Origin of the sequence: Curtobacterium sp. UNCCL20 (assembly GCF_900101675.1) — a bacterium.
Taxonomy (GTDB): Bacteria; Actinomycetota; Actinomycetes; order Actinomycetales; family Microbacteriaceae; genus Curtobacterium.
The window spans coordinates 154,325-176,027 of record NZ_FNKG01000003.1; the positions used below are offsets into that span (position 1 = coordinate 154,325).

21 protein-coding genes are annotated in these 21,703 nt (G+C 72.1%); 12 read left to right on the forward strand and 9 right to left on the reverse strand.

All coding sequences use genetic code 11. From position 1 onward, the window contains the following. Window positions 1–65 precede the first annotated feature (65 nt). Window positions 66–1,331, forward strand: coding sequence for an MFS transporter (locus BLT36_RS13875; RefSeq protein WP_092096041.1), 1,266 nt, complete (start codon window positions 66–68; stop codon window positions 1,329–1,331). Window positions 1,332–1,771: 440 nt separating this feature from the next. Here the strand turns inward: BLT36_RS13875 and BLT36_RS13880 are convergent, their stop codons facing one another. The 6 genes from BLT36_RS13880 to BLT36_RS13905 form a co-directional block, all read right to left on the reverse strand. Beyond that, on the reverse strand, window positions 1,772–2,443 hold the full coding sequence (locus BLT36_RS13880) for a response regulator transcription factor (RefSeq protein WP_092096042.1): 672 nt from the start codon (window positions 2,441–2,443) through the stop codon (window positions 1,772–1,774). Between the two features lie 115 nt (window positions 2,444–2,558). Beyond that, window positions 2,559–3,887, reverse strand: a complete 1,329-nt coding sequence (locus BLT36_RS13885; protein ID WP_092096044.1) for a hypothetical protein — start codon at window positions 3,885–3,887, stop codon at window positions 2,559–2,561. Next, window positions 3,884–5,041, reverse strand: coding sequence for a sensor histidine kinase (locus BLT36_RS13890; protein ID WP_092096045.1), 1,158 nt, complete (start codon window positions 5,039–5,041; stop codon window positions 3,884–3,886). Before BLT36_RS13890 ends, BLT36_RS13885 begins: the two co-directional genes overlap by 4 nt. A gap of 232 nt (window positions 5,042–5,273) precedes the next feature. Then, window positions 5,274–6,473, reverse strand: coding sequence for a homoserine O-acetyltransferase MetX (locus tag BLT36_RS13895; RefSeq protein ID WP_092096047.1), 1,200 nt, complete (start codon window positions 6,471–6,473; stop codon window positions 5,274–5,276). 280 nt (window positions 6,474–6,753) lie between these two features. After that, entirely contained in the window at window positions 6,754–8,085 is a 1,332-nt protein-coding gene (locus tag BLT36_RS13900; protein ID WP_092096048.1) for a bifunctional o-acetylhomoserine/o-acetylserine sulfhydrylase, read from the reverse strand. A gap of 208 nt (window positions 8,086–8,293) precedes the next feature. Further along, the gene (locus BLT36_RS13905; protein WP_092096050.1) at window positions 8,294–9,382 is read right to left on the reverse strand and encodes an acyltransferase family protein; all 1,089 of its coding nucleotides are present in this window, start codon (window positions 9,380–9,382) and stop codon (window positions 8,294–8,296) included. Window positions 9,383–9,532: 150 nt separating this feature from the next. Between BLT36_RS13905 and BLT36_RS13910 the strand changes: the two genes are divergently transcribed. From BLT36_RS13910 to BLT36_RS13930, 5 genes are all read left to right on the forward strand, one after another. Further along, complete coding sequence (locus BLT36_RS13910) at window positions 9,533–10,309, forward strand: SDR family oxidoreductase (RefSeq protein ID WP_092096051.1); 777 nt, start codon at window positions 9,533–9,535, stop codon at window positions 10,307–10,309. Window positions 10,310–10,424: 115 nt separating this feature from the next. After that, the gene (locus BLT36_RS13915) at window positions 10,425–10,958 is read left to right on the forward strand and encodes a phosphoribosyltransferase (RefSeq protein WP_254787659.1); all 534 of its coding nucleotides are present in this window, start codon (window positions 10,425–10,427) and stop codon (window positions 10,956–10,958) included. Beyond that, window positions 10,955–11,767, forward strand: coding sequence for a Type 1 glutamine amidotransferase-like domain-containing protein (locus BLT36_RS13920; protein WP_139166477.1), 813 nt, complete (start codon window positions 10,955–10,957; stop codon window positions 11,765–11,767). The genes BLT36_RS13915 and BLT36_RS13920 overlap by 4 nt, the downstream gene beginning before the upstream one ends. Window positions 11,768–11,773: 6 nt before the next feature. After that, the gene (locus tag BLT36_RS13925; RefSeq protein ID WP_092096054.1) at window positions 11,774–12,544 is read left to right on the forward strand and encodes a uracil-DNA glycosylase; all 771 of its coding nucleotides are present in this window, start codon (window positions 11,774–11,776) and stop codon (window positions 12,542–12,544) included. A gap of 10 nt (window positions 12,545–12,554) precedes the next feature. After that, window positions 12,555–13,172 carry a GNAT family N-acetyltransferase gene (locus tag BLT36_RS13930; protein WP_175529653.1) on the forward strand — a complete coding sequence of 206 codons (618 nt, stop codon included), beginning with the start codon at window positions 12,555–12,557 and terminating at the stop codon, window positions 13,170–13,172. Between the two features lie 153 nt (window positions 13,173–13,325). Here BLT36_RS13930 and BLT36_RS13935 read toward each other — a convergent pair whose 3' ends face one another. Beyond that, on the reverse strand, window positions 13,326–14,066 hold the full coding sequence (locus tag BLT36_RS13935; RefSeq protein WP_092096057.1) for a FadR/GntR family transcriptional regulator: 741 nt from the start codon (window positions 14,064–14,066) through the stop codon (window positions 13,326–13,328). Between the two features lie 230 nt (window positions 14,067–14,296). Between BLT36_RS13935 and BLT36_RS13940 the strand changes: the two genes are divergently transcribed. The 3 genes from BLT36_RS13940 to BLT36_RS13950 are packed head-to-tail and all read left to right on the forward strand — an operon-like array spanning window position 14,297 to window position 17,672. Beyond that, a complete protein-coding gene (locus tag BLT36_RS13940) occupies window positions 14,297–15,826 on the forward strand; it encodes a GntP family permease (RefSeq protein WP_092096059.1) in 1,530 nt (509 codons plus the stop codon). Window positions 15,827–15,864: 38 nt separating this feature from the next. Next, on the forward strand, window positions 15,865–16,356 hold the full coding sequence (locus BLT36_RS13945; protein ID WP_092096515.1) for a gluconokinase: 492 nt from the start codon (window positions 15,865–15,867) through the stop codon (window positions 16,354–16,356). A 35-nt stretch (window positions 16,357–16,391) separates the two neighbouring features. Beyond that, a complete protein-coding gene (locus BLT36_RS13950) occupies window positions 16,392–17,672 on the forward strand; it encodes a cytochrome P450 (RefSeq protein WP_092096060.1) in 1,281 nt (426 codons plus the stop codon). 17 nt (window positions 17,673–17,689) lie between these two features. Here BLT36_RS13950 and BLT36_RS13955 read toward each other — a convergent pair whose 3' ends face one another. Together BLT36_RS13955 and BLT36_RS13960 are read right to left on the reverse strand one after the other, a co-directional pair. Beyond that, window positions 17,690–19,354: an ABC-F family ATP-binding cassette domain-containing protein gene (locus BLT36_RS13955; RefSeq protein ID WP_092096062.1), complete on the reverse strand. Its 1,665-nt coding sequence runs from the start codon at window positions 19,352–19,354 to the stop codon at window positions 17,690–17,692. A 30-nt stretch (window positions 19,355–19,384) separates the two neighbouring features. Continuing rightward, window positions 19,385–19,690: a putative quinol monooxygenase gene (locus tag BLT36_RS13960; protein ID WP_092096063.1), complete on the reverse strand. Its 306-nt coding sequence runs from the start codon at window positions 19,688–19,690 to the stop codon at window positions 19,385–19,387. A 110-nt stretch (window positions 19,691–19,800) separates the two neighbouring features. Here BLT36_RS13960 and BLT36_RS13965 point away from each other — a divergent pair, with 110 nt between their 5' ends. The 3 genes from BLT36_RS13965 to BLT36_RS13975 are packed head-to-tail and all read left to right on the forward strand — an operon-like array spanning window position 19,801 to window position 21,702. Beyond that, window positions 19,801–20,217 carry an HIT family protein gene (locus BLT36_RS13965; protein WP_092096065.1) on the forward strand — a complete coding sequence of 139 codons (417 nt, stop codon included), beginning with the start codon at window positions 19,801–19,803 and terminating at the stop codon, window positions 20,215–20,217. A gap of 46 nt (window positions 20,218–20,263) precedes the next feature. Then, window positions 20,264–20,833 (forward strand): RNA polymerase sigma factor, encoded by a 570-nt coding sequence (locus tag BLT36_RS13970; protein WP_254787660.1) that lies wholly within the window; start codon window positions 20,264–20,266, stop codon window positions 20,831–20,833. After that, on the forward strand, window positions 20,830–21,702 hold the full coding sequence (locus BLT36_RS13975; RefSeq protein ID WP_092096068.1) for a hypothetical protein: 873 nt from the start codon (window positions 20,830–20,832) through the stop codon (window positions 21,700–21,702). Before BLT36_RS13970 ends, BLT36_RS13975 begins: the two co-directional genes overlap by 4 nt. Window position 21,703 lies beyond the last annotated feature (1 nt).

The following is a 21,703-nucleotide window of genomic DNA, read 5'->3' on the forward strand; positions in this document are numbered from 1 at the left end:
CACGTCGCGATCGCGCGGGTCGACGTCCGGAACCCGTCCGGCTCCTCCGTCCCAGAACAGGTTCCATGACCCAGCTCACGCCGTCGCGCCGCGCGCTCGCGCTCATCGCACTCGCCCTCGGCGGGTTCGCCATCGGTTCGACCGAGTTCGTCGCGATGGGCCTGCTGCCGAACATCGCCGAGGCGCTCCTGCCGCACCAGTACGGCGTCGACCCGGACGCCGGGATCGCCCACGCCGGCTGGCTCGTCAGCGCCTACGCCCTCGGTGTCGTCGTCGGTGCGCCCACGATCGCGGCGATGTCGGCGAAGTTCCCGCGCAAGGGGCTCCTCCTCGTACTCCTCGTCGGGTTCGTCCTGGCGACGGTCGCGAGCGCGATCCTGCCGTCGTTCGGCCTCGTGCTCGTGGCGCGCTTCGTCGCCGGGCTGCCCCACGGCGCGTACTTCGGCATCGCGTCGATCGTCGCCGGCGACATCATGGGCCCGGGCAAGCGGGGCAAGGGCATCGCGATGGTGCTGCTCGGCCTCTCGGTCGCGAACGTCATCGGCGTTCCCGCGATCACCTGGGTCGGCCAGGTCGCCAGCTGGCGGATCGCGTACGGCGTCGTCGCCGTCCTCTTCGCCCTGACGTTCCTCGCCGTGCTGGCGTTCGTGCCGCGCAGCGCCCGCGACGAGCACGCGACGATCGGCCGGGAGCTCCGTGCCTTTCGCGTCCCGCAGGTCTGGATGGTGATGGGTCTCGGCGCGGTCGGCTTCGGCGGCTTCTTCGCGGTCTACTCGTACATCTCGCCGCTCGTCCAGAACGTGACCGGGCTGTCGGAGTCGTTCGTGCCGCTCGTCCTCGTCGTGGTCGGCATCGGCATGGTCATCGGTGGTGTCCTCGGCGGGCTCCTCGCCGACCACAGCGTCAAGCGAACGATCTACGTCGGCATGTTCTCCCTCATCGCGGCCCTCCTCGTCACCGTGCTCACCGCGCAGTGGGTGTGGGGTGTCTTCCTCGGCGCGTTCCTCCTCGGAGCGACCTCGTCCGCGATCCCGCCGGCGGTGCAGTCCCGTCTGATGGACGTCGCAGGCGATGCTCGGACCATCGCCGCGGCACTCAACCACTCGGCGTTCAACATCGGCAACTCGCTCGGCGCCGCCCTCGGAGGCGCGGTCATCGCCGCCGGCTTCGGCTTCCTCGCGCCCGGGTGGCTCGGCATCGTCCTCGCGCTGCTCGGTGTCCTCATGACGACGATCAGCTACGGGGCCGAGCGTCGCAGCACGCGCCGGGCGTCGCTGCGGTCGTCGTCGCCGAGCACCGGACCGATCACCTCGCCGATCCCGACCGTCTGACCGTCTGGCCCGTCTGGCCGTCTGACCGCACGGTGTGATGCTCGTCACTCGGTGCGAGGTTGCGCGCTCCGTGCGCGGTCACAGCGTCGCACCGGGCGCGGAAGCGCGCACGGGGTGGCGGAGTGCGCACGGTGCGGGCCTGGAGGCGCGTGCCGGGCCCGCACCGCGCCTCCAGGCCTGCGGGTTGTCGCGGCAGACGGCGCACCGTGCCGGTTTCGTCACGGGGTGCGAGGCCCGGCGCTGCGTGCGCGGTCACAGCGTCGCACCGGGCGCGCAACCGCGCACGGTGCGAGACATGCGTGCCGGCACCGGGCCGGCAGACAGGCAGACCGCGCGGCGCACAACCAAAGTCGGCCGGAACCACGGGAATCCGTGGCGCCGGCCGACTTTGGTTGTGCGGAGTTCCCGGGCAGCGCTCCCGCGAGCCGCGAGCCGCGGGCTCAGAGGCCGATCGGGCTGCCGTCCTGCACGATGATGCCGTCCTGGATGGCCCGCTTCCGGAGCGCGACCTTCGTCCCGACGTCGAAGCCGGCGACGCGGTACTTCTCGCGGATGCGCTTGAGGTAGCTCTTCGCGGTCTCCTCGGAGATGCCGAGCTGGTACGCCACGCTCTTCACGGGCTCCCCGCCGCCGTACAGCGCCATCACGCGACGCTCCTGGGCGCTGAGCTTCGGGACACCGCCGACGTCGCCACTGTTGATCGCGAGGTCGAGCTCGGCGGAGACGTACTGCTCGCCGCGCTGGGCGGAGCGGATCGCCTCGACGATCATGTCGGCGTCCTCGCTCTTGACGAGGTAGCCGAGGGCGCCGGCGCCGAGGGCCTCGCGGACGACGTTCGGCTCCGAGTAGGTGCTCATCACGACGGTCTTCACGCCGGCGGTCTTGAGCGTCGAGATCTTCAACGAGACCGGGATCGAGTCCTTGAGGTCGAGGTCGAGGAGCACCACGTCGACCGGGAACGCCGGGCTCGTGAGGAGCTCCGGCCAGGTCGTGACGGCGGCGACGAGCGTGATGTCGTCGGCGGCGTTCCGGATCCACTCCGTGAGCGCGCCGAGGAGCATCCTGTGGTCGTCGACGAGTGCGAGTCGGATCGGTTCCTCTGGAGTCGCCATGGTGGCGTCCTTTCTCGGTGGAGTTCGTGGCCGATCCTATGGGGAGGGGCCACGTGGCACGGGCAGGCTGGTCAGGGTGTCCGGCAGTTTCGGGCCAGCCGGTTCCGTGCGACGGCTACATCGACGGATGCCGATCCACGACGCAGTGGGCGACGACGTGGAGCACGCCGTCCCGGACCGAGTCGGTGTAGGGACCGATGCGCTGGAGGGCGCTCCAGGCGGTGGGACCGAGCCGGCGGCGGGGGACACCGCGCGACTCGAAGACGATGGGGACGTCCATGGTCTCGTCGGTGACGGGGTGGCCGTCGGAGCCGACCGGGCCGAGCGTCACGGAGACGACGGGGGAGCCGGCCTGGGCACCACGGCCCTCGGCGACGCCGACCATCTGCCAGAGCGCCTGCAGCAGACCGTCGCGCTGGGCGGGGGAGAGGTGCCCGGCGAGGGACTGCGGGTCGGCGACGCTGACCGAGCGCCCGAGGTTGTCGGACTCCGTGATCGCGTGGTACAGCCAGGTCTCGCGGCGGCCCTCGATGAGGTGCAGCCGGAGTTCGGTGGCGAGGGACGCCGCGACCGATGCCGAGGCGTCGGACAGCGGCAGGGGATCGCTGCCGTTCGCGACGGCGTCGAGGAGCTTCTCGGCAGCGAGGTCGAGACGGGCGAGCTCGTCAGAGGCGAGCATGCCGACGGCGAACTGCGGCGCCTGCACGTTGCTCTGCACCAGCACGCGGTCGAGTTCGCGTTGCACGAGCTGGCGGAAGCGCTGCACGACGAAGATCGCGATCGACGGCGGGACGGTGACGAGCGCGAGGGTCGACACGATGCCGGGCAGGGTGTCGCTCGTGATCGGCGTCGAGGCGACGGCCATCCCGATGAAGGCCAGGCCGAGCACCGCGATGGCCGCGGCGACCTCCCGTGCTGGTCGGAGTGTGGCGACCGGGAGCAGGGCGAACCCGGCAGCGACCGATGCCGATGCCGTGTGGGCGATGTCGTGCTCCGGCCAGATGCCGACGAAGTCGAGCGTCACGACGCAGGCGAGGACCACGCAGATGAGCGCGAACGCCAGGCCGGTCAGTCGCTCCCCGTAGGTGAGCAGGCTGAGGCCCACCCCGACCGCGGCGACGATGTAGAGCGCCCACGCGGCGGCGGGCAGCCACGGGTCGGTGAAGTCGGTCCAGCGGATCAGGAAGAAGACGATGCCGGCGACGGTCTGGATGCCGGTGAGGACGGCGGCGCCGAGGCCGAGGTACCCGGCGCCGAGCGAGGCACCCGGCTTCGCGGCCTGCCGCAGCGAGCGCGCACCGGTCGACGTGGAGGGCAGACCGCGGGCCTGCCGACGTTCGCTGCCCCGGTACCGCTCCCGTGCCTCCCGGCGGGTGCGCGGAGCGGGCTGCACGGTCTCGCCGGGGAGTCCGCGGCTGATGGTGTCCTCGGGGATGCCGCTCATCGGGGGGCCTCCAGGACGACGGTGGTGCCGGAACCCGGCGCGGAGAAGAGCTTGGCGTCGCCGCCGACCTCGCGGAGGCGGTTCACGACGCTCTCCTTGAAGCCGAGGCGTTCGGCGCTGACGGCACCGAGCTCGAAGCCGACGCCGGAGTCGGTGACCATGGCGCGGACCATCTCGTTGTCGTGCACGATCGTGACGTGGGCCTCGCCGACGCCGGCGTGGCGCCGGACGTTCTCGAGGCACTCGCCGAGCGCGAGCAGGAAGGCGTCGAGCACGTGCGTCGGCAGCAGGACCTGCCCGGTGCCGTGCCAGCTCACCTCGAGCCCCATCCGACCGAACCGCTGCTTCACCGACTCGAGGGTCTGCCCGAGGGGCGACTCCTCCTCGCGGGTGAGCGAGTAGTCGCCGGACTGCTGCGGCTGCGGCGTCGCGCCGAGGCGGAGGTGGCGGAGGAGCCGTGCGTCCTCGGCGGCCTGCTCCCGCATCGCCTGCTCGGAGACGCCGACGCCGGCGTGGGCGAGGAGGGTCAGCGTGGCGAGCACGGTGTCGTGCAGGAGCCGAGCGCCCTGGCGTCGCTGGGCCTCGGTCTCACTCGCCTGGCGCTCGGCGCGGTGCGCGGTGCCGATGCTGTAGATGCGTCGGGCGACCCGGGGGATGCTCCGGGAGATCCAGATCGTCACGACCGTGATGAGCACCCAGCCGAGGAGGGCGCCGGTGACGGGCGCGGCGAGGATGCTGCCGCTCGCCCAGGTGATCGCGACGACGACGATGCCGCCGGTGGCGATCGTCAGGCCGAGGCCGACCGGGTGCCCGCGCTGCGCCATCAGCGGGGCGGAGAGGCTGCCGGCGGCGAGGGGCACGACGGCGGCCGCGATGATCGGGCGGACGCCCTCGTCGACGCCGAAGAACAGCAGCGCGAGGGCCCCGAGGCCGGACGCGAGGATGGTCGCCGTCCACCACACCGAGTTGTTCCAGCCGAACACGAGGAACGCGCCGATCATGATCGCGATGCACGCGAGGGCGCCGACGAGCGGGACGGCCGGGACGGCCAGTGCGCAGATGATGCCGATGACCGAGACGAGTGCGCAGACGATGCCCACGACACGGGTGGTCGACCGGAGCAACCGGTCGCGTTCCTGTGCGATGAAGTCCATCGGTGTCCTGGTGCGTTCTGCGTCGTGTGCGGTGAGCTGGCGAGCTGGTGGGGCTCTTGGGAAAACCGAGCCCCGGTCAGCCCGGGGCACGACGCCATCATTCCACGCGCGACACCCGTTGGGGGGTGTTCGGCGCGCTGTCCCGTGTCGGATGGTTCTGCGATCGTTATTGCACGCGCTATGAGAACAAATCCGGTTCGCACCGTGTCCCGCCCGGACGCGGACCGTCCCGTCAGTCGAGCAACCGTCGCAGGTGTGCCCCGACGGCTTCGTGCTCGATGAGGAACCCGTCGTGCCCGAACTCGCTCTCGATGACGGCCGCTCGGTCGCCGTCGAGCGTGTCCGGGACCCCGGCCGCGATCCGGTGCTGGTCCTCGATCGGGAACAGCCGGTCGCTCGAGACCCCGACCACGAGCGTCCGAGCCGTCACCTGCGCGAGCGCTGCCGCCACCCCGCCGCGCCCGGCACCCACGTCGTGCGAGTCCATCGCGTGCGTCAGCGTGATGTAGGACGAGGCGTCGAACCGCCGGGTGAACTTGTTCCCGTGGAAGTCGAGGTAGCTCTCCACCGAGAACCGGCCGTCGTCGCCGAGGGGGGACACGTCGCTCTGCCACGACCGGGCGAACCGGCCGTTGAGCTCGTCCGACGCCCGGTAGGTCATCAGCGCCATCCGCCGCGCCAGGGCCAGCCCACGGTGGGGTCCCTCGCCCGCGTCGGCCTCGTAGTAGTCGCCGCCGGCGAACGCGGGGTCCATCTGGATCGCCGATCGCTGCAGCGAGTTCGCGGCGATCTGATCGGCCGTGGTCTGCGCGGTGGACGCCAGGACGGCCAGCCGGGTGACGCGGGACGGGTGCGCGATCGCGAACTCGAGGGCGTGCATGCCGCCCATCGACCCGCCGACGACCGCCGCGAAGGTGTCGATACCGAGACGGTCGGCGAGCTGCGCCTGCACCGACACCTGGTCGCGGACGGTGACGAACGGGAAACGGGACCCCCACTCGAGCCCGTCCGGCGACACCGACGACGGTCCGGTGGTGCCCTGGCAGCCGCCCAGCATGTTCGGCGCGATCACGAACCAGCGGTCGGTGTCGATCGCGCGACCGGGGCCGACGACGTCGCCCCACCAGCCCGCGGTCTTGTGACCGGGCCCCGGCAGCCCCGCGACGTGCGAGTCACCGGTCAGCGCGTGGAACACGAGCACCGCGTTGTCGCGCGCCGCATTGAGCTCGCCCCAGGTCTCGTAGGCGACGCGCACCGCCGGGATCCGGCCACCGCGCACCCACTGCTCGCCGAGGGCCTCGAAGTGCCGGGCACCCGGGTTGTCGCCCGGGCGCCAGGCGCCGGTGACCGGGGGCTTGCCGAGCGTGCCGAGTTCGGTGCCGGGCACGAGGGTGGACGGCACGGAGTCCTCGGGGGTCGTCTGCCAGTCCATCGAGTCCAGTCTGCCGGGAGGCGCGGCTCGCGGCCGCCGTGTTACGTCACGTCGGGCGCGTCGCCGGTCCAGGGCGCGGGGTCGCGCGGGTCACGCGCCGCGCCGCGCTGGTCGCGCGCCGCAGCAGAACGACATCGTGGTCGTCGGACGACATCGACCACGTCGCAGCCCCGCGTGCGCAACTGTTGCGGACTCGCACGAACGACATGACCGCTGTCGTACGACAGCGGTCATGTCGTTCCGGGTCGGCCCCGCGCGGGCGCCTCCACCCAGGCGGACGCTACGCGCGCAGCCCCTCCTGCGAGACCGCGCGGGCCGCGGCGAGCCCGGCCTCCAGGTCGGCCTTGAGGTCCTCGATGTTCTCGATCCCCACCGACAGGCGCACGAGACCCGGCGTCACACCGGTGGTCAGCTGCTGCTCGGGCGTGAGCTGCGAGTGCGTCGTCGATGCGGGGTGGATCACCAGGGAGCGCACGTCACCGATGTTGGCGAGGTGCGAGAACAGCTGCAGGTTGTCCACGAACGCCTTGCCCGCGGGCACGCCGCCCTTGAGTTCGAAGGACAGCACCGCGCCGACGCCCTTCGGCGCGTACGTGTTGGCCGCCGCGTACCACGGTGAGGTCGGCAGGCCCGCGTAGGACACCGACGCCACGTCCGGGTGCCGGTCCAGCCACTCGGCGATCTCCTGCGCGTTCGCGACGTGCCGCTCGATGCGGAGCGACAGCGTCTCGATGCCCTGCAGGAGCGCGAAGGCCGTGTCGGGGGAGTTCGACGCACCGAGGTCGCGGAGCAGTTGCACGCGCGCCTTGACGATGTACGCCAGCTCGTTGCCGACCGCCTGCGCGAACACGGCGCCGTGGTACGAGGGGTCGGGCGTGTTGAACTCCGGGAAGCGCTCGGCGTGGTCCGACCACGTGAACTTCCCGCCGTCGACGATGATGCCGCCGATGACCGTGCCGTGGCCGCCGAGGAACTTCGTCGCCGAGTGCACGACGATGTCCGCCCCGTGCTCGAACGGACGGATGAGGTACGGCGTCGCGATGGTGTTGTCGACGATGAGCGGTACGCCGGCGTCGTGCGCGATGCCCGCCACCGAGGCGATGTCGAGCACGTTGATCTTCGGGTTGCCGATCGTCTCCGCGAAGAACAGCTTCGTGTTCGGACGGACCGCGCGCCGCCATTCCTCGGGGTCGTCCTGGTCCTCGACGAAGGTGGTCTCGATGCCGAGCTTCGCGAGCGTGTACTTGAACAGGTTGTACGTGCCGCCGTAGATCGACGAGGAGGACACGATGTGGTCCCCGGCACCCGCGATGTTGAGCACAGCGTAGGTCTCGGCGGCCTGGCCACTCGCGACGAGGAGGGCTCCGGTGCCGCCCTCGAGGGCGGCGATGCGCTGCTCGACGACGTCGTTCGTCGGGTTCATGATGCGCGAGTAGATGTTGCCCGGCTGCGCCAGGGCGAACAGGTCACGGGCGTGGTCCGAGTTCTCGAACACGTACGAGGTCGTCTTGTAGATCGGCGTCGCGCGGGCACCCGTGGTCGGGTCCGGCTGTGCGCCGGCGTGGATCTGCGTGGTCTCGAACCGCCACTGCGCGGCGTCGTCCTGGGTCATCTCGTGCTCCTGTCCGGTGCGTTCGGTCGTCGGGTCGACTTGCGCTCGGCCTGGAGGCACGGCGCGTCGTCACGTCCTGCCTCACGGTACGCAGGTGGCCGGCCGGGGACCAGCGCGCCCGCCTCGGGACGTAACGCGCGCACCCGACGCGCCACGGGCCTCCCGGCCAGGATGGTGCCCGGGGCTGACGGCGGCGACCACGGGGACGTCACCGATCGCGGCGGAACAGCCAGCCGACGTTCGGCTCGAGCAGCCAGCGCATCCCGCGCCGGACGAACGGTTGCGCGAGGAACAGGCTGACGCAGCACGCGAAGCCGACCATGAGCAGCACGTACGGCCACGCGGAGTGCTGCCCCGCGAGGATGCCGGACTCGCGGACCGGGTACAGCAGGAACGTGTGCAGCAGGTAGACGTACATCGTGGCGGCGCCGAACTGGGTAATCCAGACGTTCCGCCGCGGGACGAGCAGCAGGAACGACGCCGTCAGCAGCGCCGCGAGCAGCATCAGGCCGAACCGCACGGCACCCGCCCACCACGCGTCCTCGCCGAGACCCGAGTACGAGTCGTCGTAGAAGAACCAGTGGTGCAGGTCGAACTCCTTGAACTGCGGGATCCAGATCGCACAGGCCACGGCCCACGCCGCGAACACCACCGCCGCCGCGATCCGCACCCGGACCACGATCCGGCGTGGCGCGTCGTACCAGCGGTCGAACACCCCCCACTGCTTGATCTGCCACCCGAGCAGGAAGAACGGCAGCAGACTGATCGCCCGCGACAGGGACAGCGTGGAGTCGACGTTGTCGAAGTAGCCGACACCGATGCTGAACACGATCGCCCAGAACAGCGGCCACCGCAGTTGCGCCAGGTAGGGCAGGATCAGCCGGAAGATCCCGAGCGCGAGCAGGAACCAGAGCGTCCACGTCGGCTGGGTCGGGTTGAACTTCTTGCCGCCCTCGAAGATCGCCTGCACCACGGTCCAGATCGTCTGCATGATGATGTACGGCACGACGATGTCCGTGATCGTCCGGCGCATCCGCTTGCCCGTCGGGGTGTCCGCGGACGAGAAGTACCCGCTGATCACACCGAACGCGGGCATGTGGAACGCGTAGATGAAGGTGTACAGCGCGAGGGCGTGCTCACTGGCCGTCGTCTGCCGCTGGATGGCGTGGCCGATCACCACGAGCGTCACCGCCAGGAAGCGCGCCGTGTCCCACATCGGGATACGACGCTTGCCACGGCCCGGCTCGAGCGTGGTGGCGGGCGCCGAGGGCGCTGGAGGGGCGGCATCCGTCGTCATCCCGGGTCACGTTACCTGATCGTGACCTCGACGGATCGGTACGGTTGGATGGCCGCCCCGATCCACCGGTCACCCGTTCGGTCGGCACCCGTTCGGTCGGCCCGTTCGGTCGGCACTCGATCCGTCGTCACTCTCCTGGAGGCTCCACCCATGGCACCACGTCGCGCAGTCGTCACCGGAGCGAGCTCGGGCATCGGGGCGGCCACCGTCCGGCTCTTCCGTTCCCGGGGCTGGGACGTGCTCGCCGTCGCCCGTCGCGAGGCGAAGCTGCAGGCGCTCGCCGAGTCGACCGGCGCCGACGTGCTCGTCGCCGACATCACCGACGCCGACGACGTCCGGGCGCTCGCCGCACGCGTCGGCGAGCTCGGGGGAGCGGACGTCCTGGTGAACAACGCCGGCGGCGCGTTCGGCTCGGCCTCGGTCGAGGAGTCCGACGTCGACGACTGGCGGGCGATGTTCGAGGTGAACGTGATCGGCACGAAGCGGGTCGTCGCGGCGCTGCTCCCGCACCTGCGGCAGCGCGCCGGGACCGCCGGGAACGCCGACATCGTCACCGTCACGAGCACCGCCGGACACGTCGCGTACGAGAACGGCGGCGGGTACAACGCCGCGAAGTTCGCTGAGCACGCCCTCGTCGCGGCGCTCCGGCTCGAACTGAACGGCGAACCGATCCGCGTCGTCGAGATCGCGCCGGGACTGGTGAAGACCGACGAGTTCGCCCTCACCCGGTTCCGCGGCGACGAGGACAGGGCAGCGGCGGTGTACGACAACGTGCCGGAGCCGCTCGTGGCGGAGGACGTCGCCGAGGCGATCGTGCACTCGGTCGAACTGCCCGCGCACGTGAACCTCGACCTCGTGACGATCCGTCCGGTGGCGCAGTCGGCGCAGCACAAGCTCGCGCGGGGACCGCTGACGCCCCGGAGCTGAGCGGCGAGCACCGCAGGGTGGGCACCGCGCGTCGCCGGTGCCGGACGGGTTGCGCACGCGCCCGGGGTGCCCGCGCGGGTCGCGAGCGCGGGGTCCGTGCCGGTACCGTGGTCGGATGCCGATCAGCAGCGACTCCGGGTCACCCGCCCAGGCTCCCTCGACCGTGACCGTGACGAGCGGGCCCGAGGTGCTCGGCTGGCTCGAGTTCGGCGACGCCGCACGACTGCTCGCCAAGGACGTCCTGTCCTCCGGCTTCGAGCCCGAGGTCGTCGTCGCCGTGGCCCGCGGTGGCCTGATCATCGCCGGTGCCGTGGCGTACGCGCTCGGCACGAAGGAGTGCGGCTCGATCAACGTCGAGTTCTACACCGACGTCGAGCAGCGCCTCGAAGAACCGGTCATCCTGTCGCCTGCGCTCGACGCGCCGAGCCTCGCGGGCAAGCGCGTCCTCATCGTCGACGACGTGTCCGACTCCGGCCGAACCCTCCGCCTGGTGGTCGACATCGTCCGGAACGCCGGCGCCGACGTCCGCAGTGCGTGCCTCTACTCCAAGCCCGGCACCGTCCTCGAGCCGGACCACGTGTGGCGCCGTGTCGACGGCTGGATCACCTTCCCGTGGAGTGCCCTCGCACCGGTGACGGCCGAGTCGTGAGCATCCACCTCGTCGGCGGCGGACCCTTCGCCGCCTCGGACGCCGCTGCGCCGTTCCTCGCCGAGGCCACGGCGCGCTCTGCTGCCGTCGGCCGCACGGTCCCGCGCATCGCCCTGCTCTCCGTCGCGGGTGTCGTCGGAGACGCCGGCGAGAGCGACGCAACCGGCGTCGGCGCGTCCGTCGACCCGGCCTCGACCGTCAGCCCGGCCCCGACCGTCAACCCGGCCTCGACCGTCAGCCCGGCCTCGACCGCCGACATCGCCGAGGTCCTCGGCGGAGCCCGCGCAGCCGAGGTCCTCGTCACCGAGATCGCCCCGGGCGAGGTCTTCAGCACCACGGTCCTGAGCGACGTCGACGCCCTCGTCGTCGGCGGCGGTGTGACCCCGCACTACCTCGACGCGGTCGCCCCGCTCGTCGACCAGATCCGCCTGCTCGTCTCCGACGGCCTGCCCTACCTCGGCTACTCCGCCGGCGCGATGATCGCGTCCGACCGTGCCCTCGTCGGCGGCTGGCGCATCGGTGGCGTGGAGATCTGCCCCGAGGACGCATCCGAGGGCCTCGACGAGGTGGAGCTCCGCGAAGGTCTGGGCCTGGTCGACCTGACGATCGACGTGCACGCCGTGCAGGCCGGCACCCTCGCCCGCCTCATCGCGAGCGCCGAGGCGGAGTTCGTCACCGCCGGGCTCGCGATCGACGAGGACACCACCCTCGTCGTCGGCGAGGGCGCGCTCGAGGTCCGCGGCACCGGCAGCGTCTGGCGCGTCGTCGCCGGCGAGGAGTCGGTCGCCGTCGCGACGATGGGCGCGTAGCACGCCGTGCAACCGCACCCGCTCGCCGACCTGGTCGACCCGGGCTGGGCGCGAGCACTCGCCCCGGTCGAGGACGACGTCCACCGGTTGGGCGACTGGCTCCGTGACGAGGTCGCCGCCGGCCGGCACTACCTGCCCGCCGGCGACCACGTCCTCCGGGCCTTCGCCGACCCCTTCGACGACGTCAAGGTCCTCGTCGTCGGACAGGACCCCTACCCGACGCCGGGACACCCGATCGGGCTGTCCTTCGCGGTCGACCCGCACGTGCGCCCGGTCCCGCGCAGCCTCGCGAACGTGTACCGGGAGCTCGAGTCCGACCTCGGCATCGCTCCGGTGCCGCACGGTGACCTGCGGCCCTGGTCGGCGCAGGGCGTCCTGCTGCTCAACCGGGTCCTCACGGTCGAGGCCGGGAACGCCGGCAGCCACCGCGGCAAGGGGTGGGAGGCCGTCACCGACCAGGCCGTCCGTGCGCTCGTCGCCCGCGGGAAGCCCCTCGTCGCCGTGCTCTGGGGCGCGCAGGCCGGATCGGTCCGGCCGCTCCTCGGTGACACCCCGGTCGTCGCCTCGGCGCACCCGAGCCCCCTCAGTGCCTCGCGCGGGTTCTTCGGCAGCCGACCGTTCTCGCAGGTGGACGAGCTGCTCGTCGCCCAGGGAGCGGAAGCCGTCGACTGGCGACTGCCGACGGACCCGACGAACCCGACGGACCCGACGAACCCGACGAACCCGACGCTCCCGACGGACCCGACGCTCCCGACGGACCCGGCGCCCACGGCCTAGGCTCGGATCCGTGCTCGAGGAGGAATACCAGCGACGGCGCGTGCTGCCGCGACACCTGCGTGCCCCGGTGCCGGCCGAGGCGTCCTTCACCTACATGATCCGCGCCGCCGAACCCACCGACCTGCCCGACGTGCGCGAGATCCACACGCACTACGTCCGCAACTCGTCGGTGACCTTCGACCCGTCGGCGTTCACGTTCGCCGCGTGGAAGCGCCGCTACGACGACATCCGGAAGCGGAAGCTGCCGTTCCTCGTCGCCGTGAACCCCGCGGGGCAGGTGCTCGGGTACGCCCTGGTCGACGCGTGGAATCCCCGCGACCGGTCGAACCGTGTCGTCGAGGACTCGATCTACCTCGGTGCCGCGTCCGGCGGGAAGGGCCTCGGGCGTGCGCTGATGGAGGCGCTGCTCGACGAGTGCCGGTCCGCCGGCGTCCGTGAGGTCGTCGCCGTCATCGCCGACCGTCAGGCCGAGGCGTCGATCCGATTGCACGAGCGGCTCGGCTTCGAGGAGGTCGGCCGGATGGGCAAGGTCGGCTACAAGTACGACCGGTGGCTCGGCACGGTGACGATGCGGCTCCGTCTGCGCGGGCCGCGCCTCTTCGCGCGCGGGGGGACGCCGCGCGCGTAGCGCGTTCCGGTGCGGCTCGCCGCGCCCGGAGCGTGCGTCCGTGTGGGCCTGGAGGCGCGTGGCGGGCCGGCACCGTGCCTCCAGGCCCTCTGCTGGTCACCACCCACGCGCGTGCCTGGTCGTTGCGCCCGTTTCCACTCGGGACGCGTGGGCTCAGCCCGCGGGCGCCTCGGCGATGAACTCGTCGCGCGTGACCCGCACCAGCTCGCCCGCCGCAGCGGAGGCAGCCGCGGCGTCGCCCGCGACGACCGCCCGCCCGACCGCGAGGTGCCGGGCTGCCGCGTCGTGTGTCCAGCGCGTGATCGTGTCGCGGGACTCCGACGTGCGCGTGCGGAGCAGCGCCTCGACGGTGCCCGCGAAGTGGGCGAAGACGGCGTTCCCGGACCCGGCGAGGAGGGCGCGGTGGAAGCGGACGTCGGCCTCGAGGTAGGCGCGACTGTCGTCACGCGCACACGCGTCGAGCATGTCCTCGGCGGCGGCGAGGACCTCGGCCGCACCGGACCCGCCGTCTGCTCCTGCCCGGGCGGTCAGCGACGCAGCGACGGGCTCGACGCCGAGTCGTAGTTCCAGGAGCTCTCGCTGCTGCACGAAGTACGAGGGCGAGGCGCCGCGCCACCGGATGACCGTCGGCGCGAGCAGTTCCCACGATCCGATCCCGAGCACCTGCGTGCCGATCCGCTGCCGGGGCTCGACGAGGCCGAGTGACTGGAGGACACGTAGGGCCTCGCGGACGACCGACCGCGACACGCCGAACTCGTCCGCGACGAGCTCCGGCCGCAGGACCGAGCCCGGGTCGATCGCGCCGTCGACGATGCGCTGCCCGAGCACGTCGAGCACGTGCCCGTGCAGCCCGCGGCCGCGCGCGCTGCCGCTGGTGCGGGACGGCGTGCTCATCGTTCCTCCGTGCTCGAGCGGGTGTCGTTCCCCGCTGCAGTACGTGTCGCGCGGTGGCGTGACACCGAGTCCATCGAATCGGCAGACTGCCCCGGAGGGCGGATGCCGCGCGGTGGATCGTCGTATAGTCTGATTAATCAGATTATTGACGGTCGGCGTGCAGTACGCCAGACCGCTCTCGACCAGAAGGCGACGGAGCCGCGCAGCAGCGGCTCCAGGAAGGGGCACCGATGCCTCCCGCTCTCCCGCTCCACACCGGCGCGGTCCTCGCCGCCGGCGGTGGCACGACCGACACGGTCGACCCGTCCGGCCCGGTTGCCCAGCTGATCACCGCGGCCCTCATCGGCATCGTCGTGATCATCGTGCTCATCACGTGGCTGAAGGTGCACCCGTTCATCGCGCTGACGATCGGCGCGCTCGGCGTCGGCATCGGTGCCGGCCTGGCGCCGGACGGTGCCGTGACGAGCTTCGGCAACGGGTTCGGCGCGACGATGACGAGCGTCGGCATCCTGGTCGGCCTCGGGTCGATGTTCGGCAAGATGCTCGTCGACTCGGGCGCCGCCGACCGTGTCGTGGACACCCTCGTCCGGAAGTCGTCGAAGGCGGCGCTGCCGTGGACGATGGCCCTGATCGGTGCGCTCATCGGTCTGCCGATGTTCTTCGAGGTCGGCCTCGTGCTCCTGATCCCGATCATCGTCCTGGTCGCCAAGCGCAGCGACGTCCCGATCATGAAGATCGCCGTGCCCGCCCTGGTCGGCCTGTCCACGATGCACGCGTTCGTGCCGCCGCACCCCGGCCCGCTCGTCGCGATCTCGACGGTCGGCGCGAACCTCGGCACGACCCTCGCCTTCGGCATCGTGCTCGCGATCCCCGTCATCGTGCTCGCCGGTCCGGTGTTCGCCCGCTTCGCGGCGCGCTGGGTCGACATCCCCGCCCCGGACCTCTTCGGGTCACGTGGCGGCAGCGGGTCCGGCTCCGCAGATCCCGCGCACGAGGGCCGGGAGGCGCGGCGCAGCCCCGCCACGCAGGACACCGCATCCCTGCCGCACGGCAAGAGCGACTTCACCCGCGTCATCAGCGAGCCGCGCAGCCCGTCGTTCACCGTCGCGCTCGTCGGGATCCTGCTCCCCGTGGTGCTCATGCTCGCCCAGGCGATCCGCGAGGCCACGGTGCCCGACGCCTCCGGAGCATGGGTGAACCTGCTCGACTTCCTCGGGTCGCCGATGATCGCGATCGGGATCGCCGCCGTCTACGCGATGGTCTTCTTCGCCATCGGCGGCGGCATGGACCGTTCGGCCGTCTCGAAGTCGCTCGAGAGCGCCCTGCCCCCGGTGGCCGGTGTGCTCCTCATCGTCGGCGCCGGTGGTGGCTTCAAGCAGGTCCTCATCGACACCGGCATCGGCGGGGTGATCGCCGACGCGGTGAAGGACTCCGGCATCTCGGTCCTGCTCGTCGCCTGGGTCGTGTCGGCACTCGTCCGCGTGGCGACCGGTTCGGCGACCGTCGCCACCGTGACGGCAGCCGGCATCATGGCCCCGATCGCGCACGACCTGTCCTCGCCGATGACCTCGCTGCTCGTGCTCGCGATCGGCGCCGGATCGGTGTTCCTCTCGCACGTCAACGACGCCGGGTTCTGGCTGGTGAAGGGGTACCTGAACACCACGGTGGGGCAGACGTTCAAGACGTGGACGGTGCTCGAGTGCCTCATCTCGGTGCTCGGCCTGGCCGGGGTGCTGCTCGCGGGGGTGTTCATCCATTGAGCGGGGCAGACCAGCTCGATGCGCGGGTGCTCGTCGTGATGGGCGTCTCCGGCTCCGGGAAGTCCACGGTCGCCGCGATGGTCGCCGAACGACTCGGGTGGGACTTCGCCGAGGGCGACGCCATGCACCCGCAGGCGAACGTCGACAAGATGCACGCCGGCACCCCGCTGACCGACGAGGACCGCTGGCCCTGGCTCGACGTCATCGCCGCGTGGATCCGCGACCACCTCGACTCCGGCACGCCCGGCGTCGTGACCTGCTCGGCGCTGAAACGGTCCTACCGCGACGTCCTCCGTGCCGCCGGGGTCGTGTTCGTGCACGTCGCCGGAGACGGGGCGCTGATCGAGGACCGGATGTCCCAGCGGTCCGGGCACTTCATGCCGACATCGCTGCTGCAGTCCCAGCTGGCGACCCTCGAGCCGCCCGAGGCCGACGAGGTCCACATCACCATCGCCGCGGACCGCACCCCGGACGAGGAGAGCGCCGAGGTCGTCGAACGCCTCGCGCTCGTGCCGGTCCGGAGAGGCTGACCGGGCGGTCGGGCGGTCATCGGCAGCATTGCCGCATGGCGATCGACGACTCCCTCTCGCTCCTGACCCGCGGGTACGGGTTCGGCGCCCACCTCTGGCGCCGGACCCGGGTCGGCGCACGGGCGGTGCCGCTGCGGCTCCTCGGGAAGCCGGCGCTGCTCGTGCGCGGCGCTCCGGGCGTGGAACTCTTCTACGACGGTTCCCGCACCGCACGGCACGGCGCGATGCCGTCGATCGTGCAACGGACGCTGTTCGGCATCGGCTCGGTCCACTCGCTCGACGGCGACGAGCACCGGCACCGCAAGGCGACCTTCGTCGACGTCGCGTACGAGGACGAGCAGGTCCGCAGGCTCACGCCGCTGCTCGGCGAGGAGTGGGGCCGCGAGCTCGACGCCTGGCTCGCCGGCGGCACACGTTCGGCCTACGACGCCGGCATCGGTGCGATCGGACGCGCGGTGATGCGCTGGGCAGGCCTCCCCGGCACACCTGCGGCGACGACCCGCTGGGCGGGCCGACTCGCGCAGATCGTCGACGGGTTCGGCGTGCCGTACTCGCCGGAGTACCTGCTGGCGGTCTGCAACCGGCACTGGTCGGACCGGCACGCGCGACGGCTGGTCGAGGCCGTGCGGGGTGGCCGCTTGACCCCGAAGGCCGGCACCGCCCTCCACGAGTGGGCGTGGCACCGCGACCCGGAGGGAGCGCTCCTGCCGGCCCGGACCGCCGGCATCGAGCTCCAGAACAGCATCCGTCCCGCGATCGCGGTCGCCCGCTTCGTCGCGTTCGCGGCGAAGGAACTGCACGACCACCCCGAGTGGCGCGGTCGCATCGCCGAGGAGACCGTGCAGCGTCGGAGTCTCACGGACGGCCCCGTCGCGGTGGCCTTCGCCCAGGAGATCCGCCGCACCGCACCGTTCGTCCCGATGCTGCCGGCATGGGCGACGACGGACGTCGAGCTCGACGGAGAACGACTGCGCGCCGGCGGACGGGTGCTGCTCGACATCCTCGGCACGGACACCGACGACCGCTCCTGGCCGGACGCCGGGCGGTTCGATCCGTCGCGGTTCCTCGGCGTCGACGACTACGAGGCGATCCCGACGTTCGTCCCGCACGGGGGTGCCGACGTGGCGACGGGGCACCGGTGCCCGGGCGAGAAGGTCGCGATCGCGGCGCTCGCGGCCGCGGTTGCCGCGCTCAGCGACCCGCGGGTGACCGTCCTCGACGAGGGGCTCACGGTCGATCGCCGACGGCTGCCGACCAAGCCGGCGTCGGGTGGCCGGGTCCGGGCAGCACGGACGGGGCGCTGCCCGTTCCACTGAGCCGTTCGAGCGGCGACTCAGGCCTCGGTGACCCGGCCCGCCTCGACGTGCCACTGCCGGTCGAGCCGGACGGTCTCGAGCATCCGGCGGTCGTGGGTGACGAGCAGGAGCGTGCCGTCGTAGGAGTCGAGCGCCTGTTCGAGCTGTTCGATCGCTGCGAGGTCGAGGTGGTTCGTCGGCTCGTCGAGCACGAGGACGTTCACGCCGCGCGCCTGCAACAGGGCGAGGCCGGCCCGGGTGCGTTCCCCGGGGGAGAGCGCGTTCGCCGGGCGCCCGACGTGGTCCGCCTTGAGTCCGAACTTCGCGAGGAGCGTCCGGACGTCGGCCGTGGTGTACTCCGGCACGATCGTCTCGAACGCGACGGCGAGCGGCTGGTCCCCGGTGAACGCGGCGCGCGCCTGGTCGATCTCGCCGACGGCGACGCTGGACCCGAGGGACGCCGTTCCGGTCGTGGGTTCCTGCTTGCCGAGCAGCGCCCGGAGCAGCGTCGACTTCCCTGCACCGTTCGGTCCGGTGATGCCGATGCGGTCCGCGCCGTCGACCTGCAGGGAGACCGGGCCGAGCGTGAAGTCACCCTGTGTGAAGGTGGCGTCGGCGAGGGTGGCGACGACCGCCGATGACCGCGGTGCGCTGCCGATCGTGAACTCGAGCTGCCACTCCTTGCGCGGCTCCTCCACCTCGTCGAGCCGGGCGATGCGGGACTCCATCTGACGGACCTTCTGTGCCTGCTTCTCGCTCGACTCGCTCGCGGCCTTGCGGCGGATCTTGTCGTTGTCGGGCGCCTTCTTCATGGCGTTCCGGACGCCCTGGCTCGACCACTCGCGCTGCGTGCGTGCGCGCGACACGAGGTCGGCCTTCGTCGACGCGTACTCGTCGTACGCGTCGCGCTTGTGCTGCCGGGCGATCTCGCGCTCCTCGAGGAAGGAGTCGTACCCGCCGCCGAAGAGCCGGTTGGACGACTGCGCCAGGTCGAGTTCGAGGACGGCGGTCACCGAACGCGCCAGGAACTCGCGGTCGTGACTGACCAGGACGACCCCGCCGCGGAGCCCCCGGACGAATCCCTCGAGGCGGTCGAGCCCGTCGAGGTCGAGGTCGTTCGTGGGCTCGTCGAGCAGGACGATGTCGAAGCGGGAGAGCAGCAGCGCCGCGAGCCCGACCCGTGCGGCCTGCCCACCGGACAGTGCCGTCATGAGGGAGTCCGGGCCGACCCCGTCGTCGCCCGACGACACGACGAGCCCCAGGTCCGCGAGGACCACCGGGATCCGCTCGTCGAGGTCGGCCGCACCGGACGCGAGCCAGCGGTCGAGCGCAGCGGAGTAGTGGTCCGCGACCGCGTCGCCGGCGTCCGGCTCCCCGAGCGCCGCCGCTGCCGCGTCCATCGTGGCCGTCGCCTCGGCGCAGCCCGTCCGACGCGCGATGTAGGCGCCGACGGTCTCGCCGTCGACCCGCTCGTGCTCCTGCGGGAGCCACCCCACGAACGCGTCCGCCGGCGCGAGCGACACCGTGCCGGCGAGCGGTTCGTCGACCCCTGCGAGGAGCCGGAGGAGCGTGGACTTGCCGGCGCCGTTCGCCCCGACGACACCGATCACGTCCCCCGGAGCGACGGTCAGGTCGAGCGAGTCGAACAGCGTGCGAGCGGCGTACCCGCCGGCGAGGCCCTTGGCGACGAGCGTGGCGGTCATCCCGCAATCGTCCCACGCCGTGGGGGCACCTCAGGGCAGGGCGATCGTCCGGTCGAAGGTCCGGGTGACGGGCGGGGCGGCGACGATCGCAGCCAGTGCGTTCGCGGCGCCCTCGGGGGTGCCCCGCCAGGCGACGTACGCGTCGTGGTCGTCCGACGTCGTCCACCGCTCGAGGACGACCACCCGGGTCGGATCGGCGTCGTCCACGAGTACCTCGAGCGACTCGCTGCCCGCGAAGGCAGCGGTCTGGGCGAGGGTCTCGCGGATCGCGGCCTCGATGGTCTCGGTCGGCAGGTCGTCGCGGAGCTGGACCTCGAGCAGGACGGTCATCGACATGGTGCACCTTTCGTCGTCGGTCTCACGGACAACAGTGGCACCGCGCCGACTGTTCCGGACCCGGCGCGTCCCGCGCGGGTCGTGCCGTGGTGCCGCGCCAGACTGACCGGATGGAGGACTGCACCTTCTGCCGGATGATCGCCGGGGACGCGCCGGTGCGCTGGGTCGAGCGCGAGGAGCACGCGGTCGCGTTCGCACCGCTCGCCGATTCGGTCCTCGCACCGGGGCACACCCTCGTCGCGCCGGTGGAACACACCGTGGACCTGCTGCGGGCGGGGCCGGTCGCGCTGGCCGCGACGTTCGCGCTCGCCCAGCGGGTCGCCCGGGGGATGCGCGGCGCGCTCGGCGCGACGGGGACCGTGCTCCTGCAGGCATCGGGGACGGATGCCGGGCAGAGCGTCCCGCACCTGCACGTCCACGTGGTGCCGTGCTGGCCGGACGACGGCGTCGTGCACTGGCCGGGAGGACGGTCGGCGCACGTCGTCGAGGGCGATCCGTACGAGGCGCTCGCCGAGATGTTCGACTGAACCCGACGCGATGGAACCGATCCGGTCGTCGCGGACACTCCAGGGCATGAGGGACGAACCGGACAGCGGGGACTGGGCGAAGGCGCTCGTCGGCGACGGCGAGGCGTTCGGGCGCGTGTTCGACCGGCACCGGCACCGCGTGCTCCGGCACTGCATGCGCCTCGTGCCGGCGGACGCCGACGCAGCGGACACGGTCGCGATCGTCTTCCTCGAAGCCTGGCGCAACCGGGCGACGGTGCGACTCGTCGACGGATCCATGCTGCCCTGGCTGCTCGTCACCGCGACGAACGTCGCCCGCAACCTGACCCGCGCGGCGCACCGGTACCGGGCGGCGCTCGACCGGCTGCCACCACCGGAACCCGTGCCCGACCACGCCGCCACGGACGAGGAAGGCGACGCCGTGCGGGCACTCCGGCAGCTCGGACGGAACGACCAGCAGATCATCACGCTGTCCGTCCTCGAGGGGTACAGCGAGCGCGAGATCGCCACCGCGCTCGGGATCCCGCCGGGGACGGTGAAGTCCCGACTGTCGCGAGCGCGGGCCCGACTCGCTGCGCGCCTCGGCGACCGCACCACCACCACGAACAGTGTCGACTGGGACGGAGCACGACCATGAGCAACCGCACTGAGGGGTCCGAGCAGCACGAGAGTCCACGGGAAGCTGCGGTCCGGGCGCTGCTGGTCACCGCCGTCACGGAGACGCCTCGTCCACAGCGGCGGTGGCGGGTCGGCACGACGGTCGGCGCCGCGGTCTGCGTCATCGCGGGTGCGGCGGCGGGCGGCGCGATCACCGCGGCCGCCAGCCCTGACCCGGCGGCGCTCGAAGCGCAGAGTCGCGCAGCCATCGTCATCGGGGGGACGGTGTCGTCGTACGCGCGCGTCGTCGGGACCCCGGTCGGGACGGTGGGCTCCGGCGCCCACACCGTGACGGTCGGTCCGGCGCCGAAGGGCGCGGACGAGTTCGTGTGGTCGGTTGCGTGCCGCTCTGGGGACGGCCGGCTCTCGGCGACCTGGACCGGTACCCGGGCACAGCCCGCTTCGTGCCCGGGCGACCGACCCGTCACCGGACGGGTCCCCGCGTCGGAAGCGTCGGGCCGGACGCTCTCGCTCCGCGCGGCCGGCGGCGTCGGCTGGACGCTCACCACCGGCTGGGTGCAGTCGCCGCCCCTGCCGCCGGCGAGCGCCGCGCAACAGGAGGCGACCGAGGACGGCATCGTCACGCGGAGCGAGTACCTGGCCGCGTTCGACCGGTTCCAGGGCTGCATGACGGCTCGCGGTGCATCACTCGGCAGGACGCCGACGTCGTCGCTGTTCGTGGCGTTCGGAGCGTCGGACGTGTACGCACTCGACTGGTGCACCGCGTCGGAGTTCGACGAGGTGGACGCCGCCTGGCAAGGGGAGCACCCGGTGCCAGCCGGTGCGGACAGCGACTCCTGGGGATCCCAGCGGTACGACCCGGCAGCGGACCGACGGTACGCGGGGTGAG